Origin of the sequence: Porticoccus litoralis (assembly GCF_030676955.1) — a bacterium.
GTDB classification, from domain to species: Bacteria; Pseudomonadota; Gammaproteobacteria; order Pseudomonadales; family Porticoccaceae; genus Porticoccus; species Porticoccus litoralis.
On record NZ_JAUUUU010000005.1, the window covers coordinates 51969 to 68264 of the forward strand.

Sequence of the window (16296 nt, forward strand, 5' to 3'; positions counted from 1 at the left end):
GTTACGATGAATTATCAGGGAAGCCATCTGGGATTTTCCCAGTTACTGGATGCCTGGGAGAAACGTTCTGCCGAAAACTCCGACCTGTTACCTACCTCAATTACCATTCACAAGCCAGATCAAATAAAACTTCAGGCTCTCGCTGAGATGTATCAGCTGCCTGCAGATGAGATTGCTGCGCATTTGCTCAACATCGCACTGGAAACTCTCGAGGCAGAGATGCCCTATGTGCCGGGGCCGGAGGTAATCCGCATTGAGGAAGGCAATGAGATTTTCGAAGATATCGGCCCCATGCCCCGATATCTTGAGATCCAGCGGCAAATCAGGGAAAAGCTCGAATCATAGCCCGTACAGGCGTCAACACAGCACTTAATCCATTGTGTTGACCATGACGCGCCGATGTTGCCAGACACCGGCCTGTTGTCACTCACCAGTGAATATCTGCTGATACAATTTGTTTATTCAGTATAATTTGCACCCCGGAATAGAGGTGTCGATTTGCAACCGGTTAATCCTGACGAGTATCACACTCAACTCACGCAAAAAATTCGCCAGCTGAGAGAAGACTTTCAGACTCTTCAACTGCCCGATATTGAGGTGCATGAATCTCCGACCATTCATTACCGGATGAGAGCCGAATTCCGCATATGGCACGAACAGCAACGTGCTCATTACGCGATGAACCATCCCGGTGAAAAAAATACCTACATCATTGAAGATTTTCCAGCCGGGTCCCGCTTGATCAATACCCTGATGCCGCCTCTGCTGGAGGCAATCAATGCCAGCGAGGTATTAAGCCGACGTCTGTTTTCAGCTGAATTCCTCACCACCCTCAGTGGCGATGCGCTCATTACCCTGATTTACCACAAACCACTGGATAGTGAATGGCAGACAGCTGCACGCGATCTCCAAACGCAACTGGGCGTGACTGTCATAGGTAGAAGCCGAAAACAAAAAATCGTATTGCAACGGGACTATGTGCAAGAAACCCTTCAGGTGGCCAACCGGGATTATCACTACCAGCAAATGGAAAGCAGTTTTACCCAACCCAATGCCGAGGTTAACCAGAAGATGCTTAACTGGGCGCTGGAACGATCCAGGGGGTGTGGTGGCGACCTGCTGGAACTGTACTGTGGCAACGGTAATTTTACCTGTGTGCTGGCACAGCAGTTTGAACGGGTGCTGGCAACAGAAATTTCAAAACTCTCAGTTCGATCTGCAGAACACAACCTGAATGCCAATCAGGTTGATAATGTCAGCATCGTGCGCATGTCCAGTGAAGAGCTGACCGAGGCCCTGAATGGTGTCAGGCCCTTCAGGCGACTGCGTGATATCGACCTTCAGGGTTACGGGTTTACCACCGTGTTTGTAGATCCCCCCCGCGCAGGCCTGGACGAAGGCACCCTCAGGTTGACGCAACGTTTTGACTACATCATTTATATTTCCTGTAATCCGAAAACCCTGAGAGAAAACCTGGAAACGCTATCCGACACTCACGATATCAAACATTTCGCCGTGTTTGACCAATTCCCCTACACTCAACACCTGGAATGCGGGGTCTTTCTCAGCAAAAAAGTCCCGGTATAGCGACTTCAACAAATACTACTTGTCCGTACCCGTAAAAATTGGTGCAATCAACTCAACACAACCCATCTCAATACATGCAGCGACATAAGGATTTTTTAATGAGAAAGATTTTGCTTCTCGCCACATTAGTTATTCCAGGCTACCTCAGTGCTGAATCACTCAATGTTTCCATGAACTGCCCGGAATGGGTGCAAGCAAGGCAGCAGAACGATTACCAGAATGCCCTTTCCTGGTTACAGGGATACATCAGCGCCTATAACGAGTACGAGTATGCAGGGAAAGACCCAGATGGCGTGCTGGGCACCAAAGACGCGGATGCCGTAGCCCAGTGGATGGATAATTACTGCAAACAAAACGAATCAAGCAACCCACAGGAAGCGATTGCCAACCTGATAGAAAAACGGCAGCACGTAAAGAATGCCTGCCCTGTCCGCAAGCAGAGTGGACGCCCATGCATTCCCGAAGAGGAACCTGAAAAACCGGCAATTAACGAAGAGCAGTGATGGTGTAAGAAAACCTGCTACCCAGGTGGCAGGTTGACACCTTCCAGGAGCAGGAAGGCCGGAAGAAGAAAACACAACTCTCTGATCAGATAGTCATCGCTCCGGTAGAGCAAGATGCCAGAGAGCTGTGTTCACCGAATAAGGCTTACAGGCCCTGGTTGTTCAACCAGATAGAGTGCTCAACACTGCCTTCTACCATACCTTCCGGAATTTCCAGCTTTTTCGGTTCTGGCTTGGGAGCAGCTTCTTTCACTTCTTCCACCGCCTCTACAACAGCTTCTTTCACTTCTTCAGCAGCAGTAGTGGCCTCTTCCATTACTTTCTCAGCGGCGGGTGCCTCAACGGCAGATGCTGCTTCAGCAGCTTTTTCTTCTTTGGCGCCATTGTCCGCACCACCACAAGCTGTCAGGCCAATAGCGATTACGGAAATACCAAATAATTTAATTAATTTCATCTTCTAACCCTCAAAATCAAAAAAAGTCTTATACCGGGCCATGCCCCGGAGCCAGAGTCTAAAACGCCCTTTTACAAGAATCCAGAGCTAATTCCCCCAATTGTCGCAAGTTACAGGGGAAAATGCCTGAAAAGACCAGAACTTTACCTCTTATCAGCATATAGCCCATATTTACACATCATTGGTCACTTTCTTCTGTCGATGTAAAAATTAGAACTATCTTATTTGGGGTAGGAAAACACAGCGGACCTAAACACAATGAATAAACCTTTTAACGCCTTGTTTCTGGATCTTGATGGCGTACTTTTTGTGGGTAACGATGCGCTGCCTGGAGCCGTGAGGGCTGTTAAGAAAGCCCGCGAAGAAGCTCTCATACTGAGATTTTTGACTAATACCGCCACCCAATCCCGCCAGCACTTGCTGGACAAACTTGGTGCCATGGGCTTTACCCTTTCAGAAGATGAGCTGTTTACCGCCCCCATTGCGGCAAAGCACTATATCCTGGACCATAATCTACGCCCCTATTGCCTGATTCACGAAAACATTCGCTGTGATATGGCAGGGATTGACGAAATCAATCCCAATTGCGTTCTGCTAGGGGATGCAAGGGACGATCTCAACTACCAAACACTGAACCATGCTTTTCAACTCTGTATCAACGGTGCTCAACTGATTGGCATCGGCATGAATCGTTACTTTAAAGGTGAAGAGGGGCTGATGTTGGATGCTGGCCCGTTCATTCGTGCCATTGAGTGGGCTGCAGGCACAGAAGCCCTGATCATGGGAAAACCCGGCAAGGATTTTTTCCAGCAGGTAGTTGCATCGACACCGTTTCAGGCCGGGCAATGCCTGATGGTTGGCGACGATGTGATCGGCGATGTGGAGGGTGCCGTTAATGCGGGGTTAATGGGATGTCTGGTGCGCACAGGAAAATTTCGTCCGGAGGATGAAAGGCATTTACCCCCAGGCGCAAAAATAGTGGATTCCCTTTACAGATTGTTCAGCTGATATCAACCTCCAGCTGATGGTGCCCCCCCCCCTCAGCAAGGCAGAAATTTGCACTGTCGTCATTTCCGTGTTTTATTCCATCCCGAAAATATTGGCTTTGCTGAGGCCAACTCGATTCAGCCAAACCGTCAATCACAGCTCGAACTCTACAGTATGCAACCAACACAGTACCTGAATATCAGTCTTGCCGGGCTAGCCACATTCGGCATCTTTTTTTATACCTTCGCCAATGGCATGGGCAATCTCATCATTGCTGCAGGTTGTATCGGCCTGTTGCTTAACACGATCATCGCGGGTTTCTTTGCCCTGGATAGTTTTCGCAGGGGCATTCTTTCGGCCCTGGCGTACAGTGCCCCACTGGCAGTATTTTCCGCATTGGCGGTTGGCGACCTGGTGCTTAAAGGCAGAAGCGGCCCTTTTATCTTCTGGTTTTCAGCAGCGGCCATCACTTTTACCGCCGGCTTGTGTGGCGCACTTTTGATATTCGTCTACCGCCTCTTCGTGCCGAAAAACTGAATCAGCATCTGCCAGAGAAACGCCGACCGGTTTAAACTAAGCATTGATAAGTCGATGACCACATCTGCATTACCCAGGAGCTCCCGTGAATGACATTGTAATCAAGCAACCTCGCCTCTATACCCCCCTGCAGGTTGGTTTTGGCTCCTTTTTTGGCGGCCCGGTGGCCATGATCTATTTTCTGTGGCAGAACTTTAAGACGTTGGATAACCAGAGCGGCATGCAGTATTCCCTGGCAGGGGGCATTTTATTTAACGTCGGCCTGCTACTTTTCATGCCCATGCTGCCGGACTATTTTCCCGGTGTTGTGATCCCGTTTGTGTATTCCCTTGTCGCCCTCTCCATTGCCGCCACCTGGCAGATGCGAAAGGACGCGATTGAGCACTCTGTTCACTACCTTTTCCAGTCGAACTGGCGAGTTTTTTTCATCAGCATTGCTCTGTTGGTCGTCTGGATGTTAGGTGCCTACATGCTGGCTATTTGGCTGGACATGCTCGGAGTGATCGATCTCGGGGAGGCGCCAGTAGCACCCGAACTGGATGATCTGTCGATTTAGCAACAACAATAAAAAACTATTGAGGAGTACCCTATGGCTGTCTATCTGATTGGTGAAGTGACCATTACCGACGAATCCTGGATACCGAATTACGCCACGAATGTTCACGATATTGCCCATAAGCACGGGGGTAAATACCTGTCACGAAGCAGCAATATCAAGACGGTGGAAGGCGAGGAATGCAAAGCAAACATGATTGCTCTGGTTGAATTCCCGACCATGGAAGCACTTGAGGGTTTCCTGAATGACCCTGAATACGCTGAATTTCGCCAGTCGAGGATCAAGGGCAGTATCAGTAACCTGCATGTCATCGACGACAGTGATGCCGCAGGCAGTATTCCCTATCTGAAGAAAGGCTAAAACTGGATTAATTCGCCTTTTTCAGATAACAGGTCAGCAACACGATACGCACGCCATTAACGCGCCCTTCTATCTGTTCGGGATTGGCGGTGAGGGAGATATTTCGAACCGTCGTCCCGCGCTTGGCGGTAAATCCGGCGCCTTTGACATCCAGGTCCTTGATCAGGGTGACGTTGTCTCCGGCCTGCAGCTCGGCTCCGTTGCAGTCCCGAGTAACTTCTTCAGGTTCCTGTTCCTGAGCGTGGCCCTGTTTGGCCCACGCCATCACCTCGTCCTCAAGATACAGCATATCGAGCAGATCACGGGCCCAGACCTCTTCCCTCAGGCGTGAAAGCATTCGCCAGGCCATCACCTGCACCGCAGGTACCTGACTCCACATACTGTCATTGAGACAACGCCAATGATTGGGGTCTAGCAGTTCCGGTTGTTCTATCTGTTCTCGACAGGTGGCACACAATAAGACAGCTTTTTCATCGCTGGCTTCAAGTTCAGGGGGAATCGGGTACACACTCAATGCAGTGTCGTTCTTGCACAATTCGCATTGATTGCCACTTCTTTCCTGCAAGACTAGTTCAATATTCATCGATCTCCCCCCTATCCCGTGAGGCCCGGCATATTAGTGTCGTGGGGCTCAGGGCACAAGGGCCTATAGCACGTTAGTGATTGTCAGCAGAGTAAAACATCACACCCGATGAAGCAGATTCCTTCTTATTGAGTAATTGCCGCGCCGCCTCCACCACAAACTCACGGTATTTTTCCTCAATCTCCTCGCGCTCACGATCAAAACGCAGCTTGTCCCTGGTACTTAACGCCTTCCAGTCCTCAAGAATCGGAATATGCGAGGTCGCCTGAGTCAGTTGAAAAAACACTTGGTAGCGATCTCTTTCTGTCTCCTCAAGATCCAGTTGTGATGCCAGCATACTGATACGTATGGCGCCCTCCGTCAGGGTCATCTGATCCGCTTCCAGCGCGGCAGCAAGTATCTGGATACTCTTTTTATAATGTTCGCGCCGCTCTTCAAGATCAGCGGCGCGCTGGTGTGCCTGTTCCTCTCTGGCCCGATTACGCTGGTGTAATTGTTTCTGCAGGTAGATAGCGTAACCGGCAAGGGCGACAATAATGAGTGCGCCGAGGATAAGTAATATTGTCATCAGTCTACTTGTTCCTGTTTGTTTGTCTGGTGGTTTATCTGGGGCAGCTCTTCCTGGTCATCCGCCTCTTCCACCAGCTTGTCAGGCAGTTGACGACTGGTGCGGGCGCCCAGCTTGCGGATATCTTCAAACTTCTTCACTAGGTTCCCGCGACCATCCACCAAGCGTTTTCGGGTCATCTGCCAGGCCTCCTGGCTCTTGTTCAGGTGTTTCCCCACATCATCCAAGGACTCCACCACCAACACCAGTTGGTCATAGAGCTTACCGGCCTCAGCAGCAATTTTCTGAGCATTGCGGTTCTGATCTTCATAGCGCCAGATATTGTGAATAGTGCGCAGCGTTGCCAGCAGCGTGCTGGGACTGACCAGAATAATGCCTTTATCATAGGCATCCCGAAACAGACTGTGATCCTGTTCCAGTGCCAGCATAAAAGCGGCTTCTACCGGCACAAAAATCAGTACGAAGTCGAGGCTGTTAACACCCTCTAGCTGTTCATAGGACTTGCGACTTAAGCCCGTAATATGTGCTCGGATCGAGTTGATGTGCTGTTTGAGAAAACGTTGTTTTTCGTCCGGTTCTTCGGCGCGACAATAGCGCTCATAGTCAGTCAGAGACACCTTGGCATCAATAACGATATCCCGTTGATCTGGCAGGTGCACAATAACATCCGGGTTGCGCCGATTGCCCTCATCATCCTTCAACGCCACCTGGGTGTCGTATTCACGCCCTCTAGTGAGCCCGGACTGCTCCAGTATCCGCTCCAGTACCACCTCACCCCAGTTGCCCTGGAACTTGCTGTCACCCTTCAGGGCGTTGGCGAGCATGACGGCGTCCTCCCCAACCCGCTGCGCCTGTTTTTGCAGCTCTACAATCTGACCCACCAGCTTGTTTCTTTCTGCATTTTCCTTGTCATAGGCATCCTCAACTTTTTTTCGGAAGTCGTGAATTTCCTTGCGCAGGGGGTCAATGCTGGTATTAAGCGCCTGCTTGCTCTGCTCGGAAAATTTCTCCTGTTTGGCATCGAAAATACGATTAGCCAGATTTTCAAACTCCTGGGTCAGAGATTCCCTTGCCTGGCGCAATAGCTGAAGCTGCTCCTCGTGACGAACCCGGTCAGCCTCCAGTCGGGTTTCCAGACTGACTTTTTCATGACTCAGCCTGGACAATTCTGCCTCACGCTGCACCTTGTCATTTCTCAGGTTATCCAGTTCACTCTGCATCCCGGATGCCAATCCTTCCGCCCTGCTGAGTAACGAGCGAATAAACAGATATGCCAGCAACCCACCAATCACCAGGCCAGCGAGTAAAAAAACCAGATTATCAACACTGACTTGCATGATTGGACGTGTATCCTGTGACTGTGGACTGGCGCATCCACCGGATCATCGACCTTTGTCGGCAACAGGTGTTATGCGATCATTTCTTTCAGTCAAGGATAACAAAGATAACTTCAATGATGCGCCCGCTTTTTGATATCGACACTCTCAAGGATCAAATCGAGAAGGGTGCCCTTATCCTCACACCCAACAACCGCCTGGCCAATAAAATCTGCCAGGCATGGGGTTTTCACCAACAGCAGTTGGGCCACCATAGCTGGCCCGCACCCCGGGTTGAGGCAATTGAATCCTGGCTGGATGAACAATGGCTACGTTGCGTGGACCTCGGGGTGATGGCCGCCGGTGCGGGTACGCCCGTCAATCCCCAGATGGAATTGATTCTCTGGGAACAGGCCATTGACCAGGACAGTGAAAAACCGGACATGCTACTGCCGGGCACCCTGACCCGACAAGCCCGCAGCGCCTATGACATCGTGCAACGCTGGCAGATATCTGATGTGATTCTGCAGCAGGAAACACCCATGTTCTGGCGATGGGTGGAACACTTCCGCAGAGCACTCACGACTCACCGCCTGATTACCGTCGCGGATAAAGCCAATGTGGTTAGGCAGACATACAAGGAAGGGCTGTTACCATCACCACCCTCTATTCACCTTTGTGGGTTTGATTATCTATCGCCGCTTTATGAAGATGTTCTAACCAATACCGCAACACAGATCACCCGTGACGAGGCAAAAAGGCGACCTGCCCAATCGGTAAAACTGGCTTGTTTCTCAGAATCACAGGAGCTTTCAGCTGCCGTAACCTGGGCGGCTGCCCGGCAACAATCCGACCCGGAAGCACGCATAGGCATCATTATTCCAGATCTCTCAAGGCTGCGAGGGCAAACTGAGCGATTGTTGTATTCTCAACTAAATCCCGGTTACAACCTGCCACAACAATCGCGGCAGCCCCCCCCCTTTAATATTTCCGCCGGTATATCTCTGAACAGCTGTCCGCTAGTGAGCAATGCCCTGCTTTTGCTGGAACTCAATCGCCGACAACTTCCCTTGGAAACCCTCTGTCAAATACTGAACAGCCCCTTCTGGGGAGAAAGTGCGCCTAAAGTGCGCGCTGAAACCGAGACTCAGCTGCGAGAAAAAGCCCAGATGCGCCTGCGCTGCAGCGAATTGCGCTTCCAACTCAGCCGCAACGATCTGGCTGAGGATTGCGGTCTGGCCAGTCGCCTGGAAGCCATGGAATCCCTGCGTCGTGAAATGCCTGACAAAGCCGGTTACGGTCAGTGGCTGGAATTATTCCAGCAGCAGCTTAACGCCCTTGGCTGGCCCGGCGAAAGAAGCCTGGACAGTATCGAATATCAACAGCTACAGCACTGGCAAAACCTGCTACAGCAATACCCTCAATTCGACCAACTGGGAATGATGGTTGAGCTCCCGGAAGCCCTGAGACAACTGCAGAACATGGCCACTAGCGCAGTTTTTCAACCAGAGACACCTGACTCCCCTATTCAAGTATTGGGGTTACTGGAATCCGCAGGGCTGCATTTTGATCACCTGTGGGTGATGGGGCTGGACGACCGACAATGGCCACAATCAATTTCACCAAATCCCCTGCTCCCTTTTACCTTGCAACGACAGCTGAATATGCCTCGAAGCAATCCGGGGCGGGAACTCTTGTTAGCAAAGCAACAACTCTCCAACCTGTTGCTGGCAGCACCCGAGGTGGTGCTGAGTTACAGTCAATTCGACGGGGAGCAGCCGTTACAACCCAGCGAATTGATTTCGGATATCCCGCCAATCACATTCGCCGATTTACCGGGGAATACCGCGGGTGAGCTGGACACAAAATCCGTATCTGTGGCCCTTGAAACCCTGTCCTGCGAATATGCTCCACCATTGGACACGGCACAGGAGCTTATCCGTGGTGGTACCGGTATTTTCAAGCAGCAGGCCAGCTGCCCCTTCAATGCATTTGCCATCCACCGCCTTGGTGCCAGACAACCACCGGATCCTTCTCCAGGCCTGTCCGCCATGGAACGGGGCAACCTGGTTCATGGGTGTCTCGAGCTGCTCTGGGCCAGACTGGAGAATCAGGCCCGGCTAGTGGCTATGGATGAGCAAGCGCTTCATCAGCTTGTGGACGAGGTAACCCAGTCTGCCGTTCGGGAATTCCAAAAGAACCAACGGGACTTGTTTGGCCCGGTATTTACAACGTTGGAACAGCAACGACTGCGTAAGTTATTACTGTCATGGCTAGATGTGGAAAAAACCCGTCAGCCATTTGCAGTGGCTGGCATGGAAAAACGTATGGATACAGAATTCGCCGGCTTACCCCTGAGAATGACCATCGATCGTATCGATACGCTGGATTCTGGAGAACGAATTATTATCGATTATAAAACCGGCTCAGCTTCCACTCGGCGCTGGCTTGGTGAGCGCCCGGAAGAACCTCAACTTCCCCTTTACCTGTTATGCAGTGAAACACCTGTCGCCGCAGTGTGCTTTGCCCAAATCAACAGCAGTGAGCAGAAGTTCCTGGGTTATACCAACAGTGAAGGTCTGTTACCTGGTGTCATTCCCCCCAGGGGAAAAAATAGCGAGCCTGACAGCTGGGAGCAACTACTTGAACAGTGGCAACAGTCGCTCAATCAACTGGGTGAAGAGTTCAAACAGGGTTACGCCGCCGTGGAGTTTCACCATCCTCAAAGCCGACAGTTTTCGGCTGCTCTCGAACCACTAAATCGCGCTGCAGAAATGACGACGTCTAGTGATGGGGAAAACGACGAATGACGATATCTGACGCCGAACAGCGCCGAATTGCGTTAGACCCTAACCGCTCCTTTGCGGTAGCTGCTCCGGCCGGTTCGGGTAAAACAGAACTGCTCACCCAGCGCGTGCTTCGCCTGTTATCAACCGTTGATGCCCCGGAAGAAATTTTATGTATGACATTTACCCGCAAAGCTGCAGGGGAAATGCGTCAGAGAATCATTCGAGCCCTCCAGCAGGCGGACCAGCAGGTACCGGACACCAGTGAACATCAGCGTGTCACGCTCGAACTGGCCCGCACGGCTCTGGATAGGGATAAGGCACTGGGTTGGCAGCTGTTACAGACTCCGAACAGGCTGAGAATTCTCACCATCGACGGTTTCTGCCTCAATCTCGCGAGACAGCTTCCTGCCGACAGTGGCTTTGGCGACCAGGTGGAACCGTTGGACAACCCCCTTCCCCACTATCGGCAGGTTATCGCTGAGCTGCTGTTACCGGCGCTGGAACAACAGTCCCTGCTGGGAACCGCCGTAGGCACGCTGCTGCGTCATCTGGACAACGATCTCAATAAACTGGAGCAGCTCTTGGTAGAGCTGTTGCAAAAACGTGAACAATGGATCAGCCCGTTGCTGAGTGCCAGGGATGCGAAGGCCTATCTGGAACAGAATCTGCAAGTCGCCATCTACGAAGTTTTGTCCAGCGCGCACAGTAAGCTCGTCCCTTTTGGCAGTGAATTGGCCTCGTTGGCGGATTTCGCGGCCTCACAACTACCAAAGGAAAAGCAGCAGTCAAAAATTGCCTCATGCCTGGGTATGACAGCCCTTCCCGAAGGCAATGGGGATCGTCTTGAGCAGTGGCTTGGTCTCTGTGAATTACTGCTGACCACCAGTAATCAGTGGCGTCTTAGCCTGAATAAGAACGTAGGCTTTCCGACAGATGTTGACGGCGATAAATCACTGGCAAAAGCCCGTAAGGATCGCATGAAGGCTTTGCTATCGGAATTAAGGGAGATCCCCGGCCTGCAGGACACCCTTGAGGACGTGCGTTTCCTGCCCTATCACACCTACCCTGATAACCAGTGGCAGGCTCTCGATGCCCTGTGCCAGCTGCTTCCGACCCTGGCTGCGGCATTAAGCCTGCACTTTCAACAAATCAAAGCCTGTGATTTCACTGAAATCACACTGGCGGCATTAAGAGCGTTAGGCAGTGAAGACGATCCCTCGCAGCTGGCTCTCAGGCTTGATTACCAGATTAAGCATATCCTGACCGACGAATTTCAGGACACCTCCACCGCCCAGTTTGAGATACTTAAACAGTTGACCGCAGGCTGGCAGTCCAATGATGGGCACAGCTTGTTCATCGTCGGTGATGCCATGCAATCCCTGTATGGTTTTCGCAATGCCAATGTAGGGCTGTTTCTGGAGGCCCGCACCCAGCCCATCGGGCAAATCCAACTCGAACCATTGGATCTCACTGTCAACTTTCGCTCACAGGCGGGCATTATCCAATGGATCAACGAGCACTTTCCCGCGGTATTTCCCACGGAAGAAAATATCGCTCGCGGTGCTGTCCCCTACAGTCCAGCCACTGCGTTTCACGAGGCGATGTCAGGGTCTGCCGTGACCCTGGAAGCCTTTCTGGACTACCCGGACCGAGAGGCGGAAGCACAGCGCGTGGTCGAACTGGTGGCCGAAGCCAAGGGTGAAAACCCCGATGGTTCCATCGCCATACTGGTACGCAACCGCACTCACCTCCCGGAAATTCTCAGTGCATTGCGCCAAGCTGGCCATAGCTGGCAGGCTTCGGACATTGATCCCCTGGCCAGCTGTATGCCGGTTATTGACCTGATGTCGCTGACACGAGCGCTGCTATCACCGGCAGATCGCATCGCATGGCTTTCCATACTGCGCGCGCCCTGGTGTGGCCTCGATCACCATGATCTGCTCTATCTCGCCACCACCATCAAAGGGCGATCAGAACAGAAAGGCTTTCCCTTACTGTTATCCCAACTTCAATCGAGCGCAGTTTTGGAGCAATTATCGACGGCTGGCAGAACCATCATGCAACGGGTGGCTCCTGTGCTTGTAGAAGCCTGGCAGCAACGGCAACGCAAACCCCTACGCTGCTGGATTCAAGGGACCTGGGAGGCCTTGGGTGGTCCCGTCGCACTCGGTTCGGTCACAGAACTGGAGCAATACCAACAATATCTGGACCTTCTGGAAACCCACGACCATGCCGGCACCGTGCCGGACTGGCAGACCTTTGAACGGGATGTTCAGGCGTTATATGCCACACCAGACGAGAATGCGGATCCGCACCTGCATGTCATGACCATTCACAAGGCCAAAGGCCTTGAGTTCGACACCGTGATTATTCCCGGACTCAATCGCAAGCCCCGCAATGAGGACCCTCAGCTGCTGTTGTGGCAGGAAAGGGTCAGCAAACAGGGTGGCAGTCAGTTGCTGATCGCCCCAACGGCGGAAATTGGGCAGGATAAAGATAGCCTCTATCTTCACCTCGACCGGGAACGCAAGCTCAAAACCCGACAAGAGATCGCTCGTGTGCTTTATGTGGGTATGACACGTGCCATCAAGCGCCTGCACCTGTTATGCACCATGAAAACAAACGACGAGCCGGTTAAAAACAGCCTGTTAGGTAGCCTCTGGCCAGCGATAGCGGACGACTTTACATCTCGGTCCGAGTCTATGCGGTGGTATCAGTACCAAGGAGACAACGGCGCCAGAAAGCCGCTGGCATTAAAACTGACCACACTTAAACGCCTTCCTCCCAGCTGGACTCCACCGATTCCCAGTCGTCCTCAAGGAGATGATCTACACGGTGATAACCCATCAGAGTCACTGCCGAGTTCAGCTTGGCAGGTGGAACAGGATCACGCCGCTCGACACACGGGAACGGTGCTCCATCGAATACTTCAACAAATCACACTAGATGGTATCGAACGCTGGTCTGCACAAACTGTGGCAGAACGGCAGCCGTTCTGGGATATCCAGCTGCGACAATTGGGACTGTGCGATACCCGAGGAGCGCTGTCTATTCTCCAGCAGGCCGTCATTAATTGCATCGAAGATAAGAAGTCGCACTGGATATTCGATCACAGCCATCCACAAAGCGCTTGCGAGTATGCCCTCGGTTATCAGGACCATAAGGGAAATTTTCGCACTGCCGTTATTGACAGAACCTTTATTTGTGAGGGGTCTCGCTGGATTATCGACTACAAAACAGCGCAACCGCATAAAGGACAAACCGAAGCAGAATTTCTACAAAATCAGCAAGAACAATACAGGGAACAGCTAAGCTGCTATGCCCTGTTATTAGAGGGGAGCGATGATTTTCCCATTCAATGCGCCCTGTATTTCCCCCTGATACAAAAACTACACATCTGTCCGGGATAGCATGATTCTGTCAATAAAGGCAAAATCGCTGTCCACTGCCACGATTCAGGCAAATTCATGTAGAATGCCCGGCCGAACTGGAACAAAACGATTTATCTGGTAACCCAATGACTAAAGCTGTTGAAAATATCAACATCCTGTCCCAGGACGTGTTGATCACACCCCGCGACCTGAAAAAGGAACTGCCTATTTCGGACGCGGCGCGCAAAACCATTACCGAAGGACGCCTCACCATTCAGAACATTCTGGATCGCAAGGACCCTCGCCTTCTGGTGGTAGTTGGTCCCTGCTCCATCCACGATGTGGACGCTGCCAAAGATTATGCTAACCGTCTGAAGAAACTGGCAGACGAAGTCAGTGAGACACTGTATGTAGTCATGCGTGTCTATTTCGAGAAACCCCGTACCACCACCGGTTGGAAAGGTTTGATTAACGACCCCTACCTGAACGACTCCTTCAAAATCTCTGAAGGCCTTCACGTGGGACGTCAGCTGTTGCTGGATATTGCTGAAATCGGTCTGCCCACTGCCACAGAAGCACTGGACCCCATCTCTCCTCAGTACATGCAGGATCTGATCTCCTGGTCAGCCATTGGCGCCCGCACCACGGAATCCCAGACACACCGTGAAATGGCATCCGGCTTGTCTTCTGCAGTCGGCTTCAAAAACGGTACCGATGGCAGCCTCACCGTCGCCATGAACGCGCTGAAATCTGTGGCTAGCCCGCACCGGTTTTTGGGAATCAACTCTGAAGGTTCAGTGGCAATTATTACCACGGCAGGCAACCCGTACGCTCACGTGGTGCTTCGTGGCGGTGACGGCAAACCCAATTACGATTCGGTCAGTGTCAGCCTGGCTGAACAAGAACTTGAAAAAACCGGTATCCCCGTCAACATCATGGTGGACTGCAGCCACGCCAACTCCAACAAAAACCACGAGCTGCAACCGCTGGTGATGGAAAATGTCACTAATCAGATTATCGAAGGCAACAAGTCTATTATTGGCCTGATGATCGAAAGCAACCTGAAGCCAGGCAATCAGAAGATTCCGGCCGACCTCAAAGAGCTGGAATATGGTGTATCGATCACCGATGCCTGCATTGGCTGGGAAGCTACCGAGCAGTCACTGAAGGAAATGAACGAGAAATTGAGGGATGTACTCCCCAACCGCTGAGTGTTGAAAGTATAAAAAAAGGGCCTTACGGCCCTTTTTTTATATGTCTGATTACTTTCAATGTTAGTTCTTCGATCAATCACCAAACACCGGAGTAAGTCCGGTATCGATCACTTGCTGCAACACTTCCGGAGACGCGCTGGATTTACACAAAGAGCGAAGACCTGCGGTCAAACCAATCAGATAGTCCGCCAGGGATTCCGCACTCTTCTCACGTTTGATGAGCCCGGCCTGCTGCGCCTCAGTCAATCGGGCAACGAACAGCTGTTTAATCCATTCAATCGCTTCAACTGCCTTGATCGCTAACTTGGGCTCCGTCTTGTTGAGTTCATTGATAGTATTGAAAAACAGACAGCCGTTGGCCAGCTGATCCTTATCTTCATATTCTATGAAAGCTTTCTGATAAAAACCTGTAATAGCGCCCTTGGGATCATCCTGCTTTGCCAGAGAACAACTGAAGAGTTCACGGCGCAGCATATCCATGTAGTGGTCAAGAACTTCAATGTACAAGTTGCTTTTACCGCCAAAAGCGGCGTACAGACTGCCACGGTTCATTTCCATAGCATCGAGCAGTTTGCTGATGGAACTGGATTCATAACCATGTGACCAGAACAGGTCAAGGGCCCTGTCCAGTACCTGGTTTCTGTCAAACTCGGGTTGACGCGGCATCTGTTCTCCCGGCGGTTTAGACGGTTTTTTTATTATTTGCAGACAGTTGCTGAGTGTATACCCCTCGTCAGGCGGCTGTCTAATATCTCAGATATACGACTGACTGCGGTCAGAATGGTCGGTTACGTCTCTAACCCCTTTCAGCTCGGGAATTTTCTCCAAAATGGTTTTCTCGACACCTTCTTTCAATGTCACATCTACCATGCCACACCCCTGACAGCCACCGCCAAAACGCAGTATGGCAATATCGTCCACCACCTCTTCCAGGGTGATCATGCCACCGTGAGCAGCCAATCCCGGGTTAATTTCATCGTAGAGCAGGTAGTTGATCTTGTCTTCAACCGGGCTATCGTCATTCACTTGCGGCATACGAGAGTTCGGGGCACGAATGGTCAACTGACCACCGAATTTGTCATCGGCATAATCCACCTTGGCATCCACCAGAAAAGGCAGACTGCGATGCTCAAAGTAGGCTTTGAAACTGGTCAGTTCCATCACCTCATCGTCCTCTTTTTCCTCCCCTGGACGGCAGTAGGCAATACAGGTTTCTGCCTTCGGCGTGCCAGGGTCAGTAACGAACATACGAATCCCAATACCTTCGCAATCCTGCTTGGCAAGAAGGCCACCAAGATACTGCTGAGCGGATTCGGTAATAGTGATATTGAGCATGAAAACAACCTGATTGATATACCCGACTAATTTAGTCATGTATTCTAGCAGTGTTGAGTATGCACCACAATCATTCAAACGGGTTTTATCCTGCTGAAGAGCGACTCTTCCCTCAGCAACTCGTTGAAACTCTGTT

Annotated in this window: 16 protein-coding genes; 10 read left to right on the plus strand and 6 right to left on the minus strand. The window is 51.4% G+C overall.

Annotated features, from left to right (window positions below):
- Nucleotides 1-6 precede the first annotated feature (6 nt).
- The 3 genes from Q8A57_RS09285 to Q8A57_RS09295 all read left to right on the plus strand — a co-directional run bounded on the left by Q8A57_RS09285 (nucleotide 7) and on the right by Q8A57_RS09295 (nucleotide 2090).
- Nucleotides 7-345, plus strand: coding sequence for a hypothetical protein (locus Q8A57_RS09285; RefSeq protein WP_305170823.1), 339 nt, complete (start codon nucleotides 7-9; stop codon nucleotides 343-345).
- Between the two features lie 153 nt (nucleotides 346-498).
- Nucleotides 499-1587: a tRNA (uridine(54)-C5)-methyltransferase TrmA gene (gene trmA / locus Q8A57_RS09290; protein ID WP_305170824.1), complete on the plus strand. Its 1089-nt coding sequence runs from the start codon at nucleotides 499-501 to the stop codon at nucleotides 1585-1587.
- Nucleotides 1588-1685: 98 nt separating this feature from the next.
- A complete protein-coding gene (locus tag Q8A57_RS09295; RefSeq protein ID WP_305170825.1) occupies nucleotides 1686-2090 on the plus strand; it encodes a hypothetical protein in 405 nt (134 codons plus the stop codon).
- A gap of 145 nt (nucleotides 2091-2235) precedes the next feature.
- Here Q8A57_RS09295 and Q8A57_RS09300 read toward each other — a convergent pair whose 3' ends face one another.
- Complete coding sequence (locus Q8A57_RS09300; RefSeq protein WP_305170826.1) at nucleotides 2236-2544, minus strand: hypothetical protein; 309 nt, start codon at nucleotides 2542-2544, stop codon at nucleotides 2236-2238.
- Between the two features lie 258 nt (nucleotides 2545-2802).
- Here Q8A57_RS09300 and Q8A57_RS09305 point away from each other — a divergent pair, with 258 nt between their 5' ends.
- From Q8A57_RS09305 to Q8A57_RS09320, 4 genes are all read left to right on the plus strand, one after another.
- The gene (locus tag Q8A57_RS09305) at nucleotides 2803-3552 is read left to right on the plus strand and encodes a TIGR01458 family HAD-type hydrolase (protein ID WP_305170827.1); all 750 of its coding nucleotides are present in this window, start codon (nucleotides 2803-2805) and stop codon (nucleotides 3550-3552) included.
- Nucleotides 3553-3600: 48 nt separating this feature from the next.
- Nucleotides 3601-4068, plus strand: coding sequence for a hypothetical protein (locus tag Q8A57_RS09310; RefSeq protein ID WP_305170828.1), 468 nt, complete (start codon nucleotides 3601-3603; stop codon nucleotides 4066-4068).
- 85 nt (nucleotides 4069-4153) lie between these two features.
- Nucleotides 4154-4624 (plus strand): hypothetical protein, encoded by a 471-nt coding sequence (locus tag Q8A57_RS09315; RefSeq protein ID WP_305170829.1) that lies wholly within the window; start codon nucleotides 4154-4156, stop codon nucleotides 4622-4624.
- Between the two features lie 33 nt (nucleotides 4625-4657).
- Nucleotides 4658-4984 (plus strand): DUF1330 domain-containing protein, encoded by a 327-nt coding sequence (locus tag Q8A57_RS09320; RefSeq protein ID WP_305170830.1) that lies wholly within the window; start codon nucleotides 4658-4660, stop codon nucleotides 4982-4984.
- A gap of 7 nt (nucleotides 4985-4991) precedes the next feature.
- Here the strand turns inward: Q8A57_RS09320 and Q8A57_RS09325 are convergent, their stop codons facing one another.
- The 3 genes from Q8A57_RS09325 to Q8A57_RS09335 form a co-directional block, all read right to left on the minus strand.
- Nucleotides 4992-5567, minus strand: a complete 576-nt coding sequence (locus Q8A57_RS09325; RefSeq protein WP_305170831.1) for a PhnA domain-containing protein — start codon at nucleotides 5565-5567, stop codon at nucleotides 4992-4994.
- A gap of 73 nt (nucleotides 5568-5640) precedes the next feature.
- Nucleotides 5641-6135: a DUF2489 domain-containing protein gene (locus Q8A57_RS09330; RefSeq protein WP_305170832.1), complete on the minus strand. Its 495-nt coding sequence runs from the start codon at nucleotides 6133-6135 to the stop codon at nucleotides 5641-5643.
- A complete protein-coding gene (locus Q8A57_RS09335; RefSeq protein ID WP_305170833.1) occupies nucleotides 6135-7472 on the minus strand; it encodes a DNA recombination protein RmuC in 1338 nt (445 codons plus the stop codon). Before Q8A57_RS09335 ends, Q8A57_RS09330 begins: the two co-directional genes overlap by 1 nt.
- A gap of 116 nt (nucleotides 7473-7588) precedes the next feature.
- Here Q8A57_RS09335 and Q8A57_RS09340 point away from each other — a divergent pair, with 116 nt between their 5' ends.
- The 3 genes from Q8A57_RS09340 to Q8A57_RS09350 all read left to right on the plus strand — a co-directional run bounded on the left by Q8A57_RS09340 (nucleotide 7589) and on the right by Q8A57_RS09350 (nucleotide 14822).
- A complete protein-coding gene (locus Q8A57_RS09340) occupies nucleotides 7589-10261 on the plus strand; it encodes a PD-(D/E)XK nuclease family protein (protein WP_305170834.1) in 2673 nt (890 codons plus the stop codon).
- Nucleotides 10258-13650, plus strand: a complete 3393-nt coding sequence (locus tag Q8A57_RS09345) for a UvrD-helicase domain-containing protein (RefSeq protein WP_305170835.1) — start codon at nucleotides 10258-10260, stop codon at nucleotides 13648-13650. The genes Q8A57_RS09340 and Q8A57_RS09345 overlap by 4 nt, the downstream gene beginning before the upstream one ends.
- 107 nt (nucleotides 13651-13757) lie before the next feature.
- A complete protein-coding gene (locus Q8A57_RS09350) occupies nucleotides 13758-14822 on the plus strand; it encodes a 3-deoxy-7-phosphoheptulonate synthase (RefSeq protein ID WP_305170836.1) in 1065 nt (354 codons plus the stop codon).
- Nucleotides 14823-14897: 75 nt separating this feature from the next.
- Here the strand turns inward: Q8A57_RS09350 and Q8A57_RS09355 are convergent, their stop codons facing one another.
- Together Q8A57_RS09355 and nfuA are read right to left on the minus strand one after the other, a co-directional pair.
- Nucleotides 14898-15491, minus strand: a complete 594-nt coding sequence (locus Q8A57_RS09355; RefSeq protein ID WP_305170837.1) for a TetR/AcrR family transcriptional regulator — start codon at nucleotides 15489-15491, stop codon at nucleotides 14898-14900.
- An 87-nt stretch (nucleotides 15492-15578) separates the two neighbouring features.
- Nucleotides 15579-16160 (minus strand): Fe-S biogenesis protein NfuA, encoded by a 582-nt coding sequence (gene nfuA / locus Q8A57_RS09360; protein WP_305170838.1) that lies wholly within the window; start codon nucleotides 16158-16160, stop codon nucleotides 15579-15581.
- Nucleotides 16161-16296: the final 136 nt, after the last annotated feature.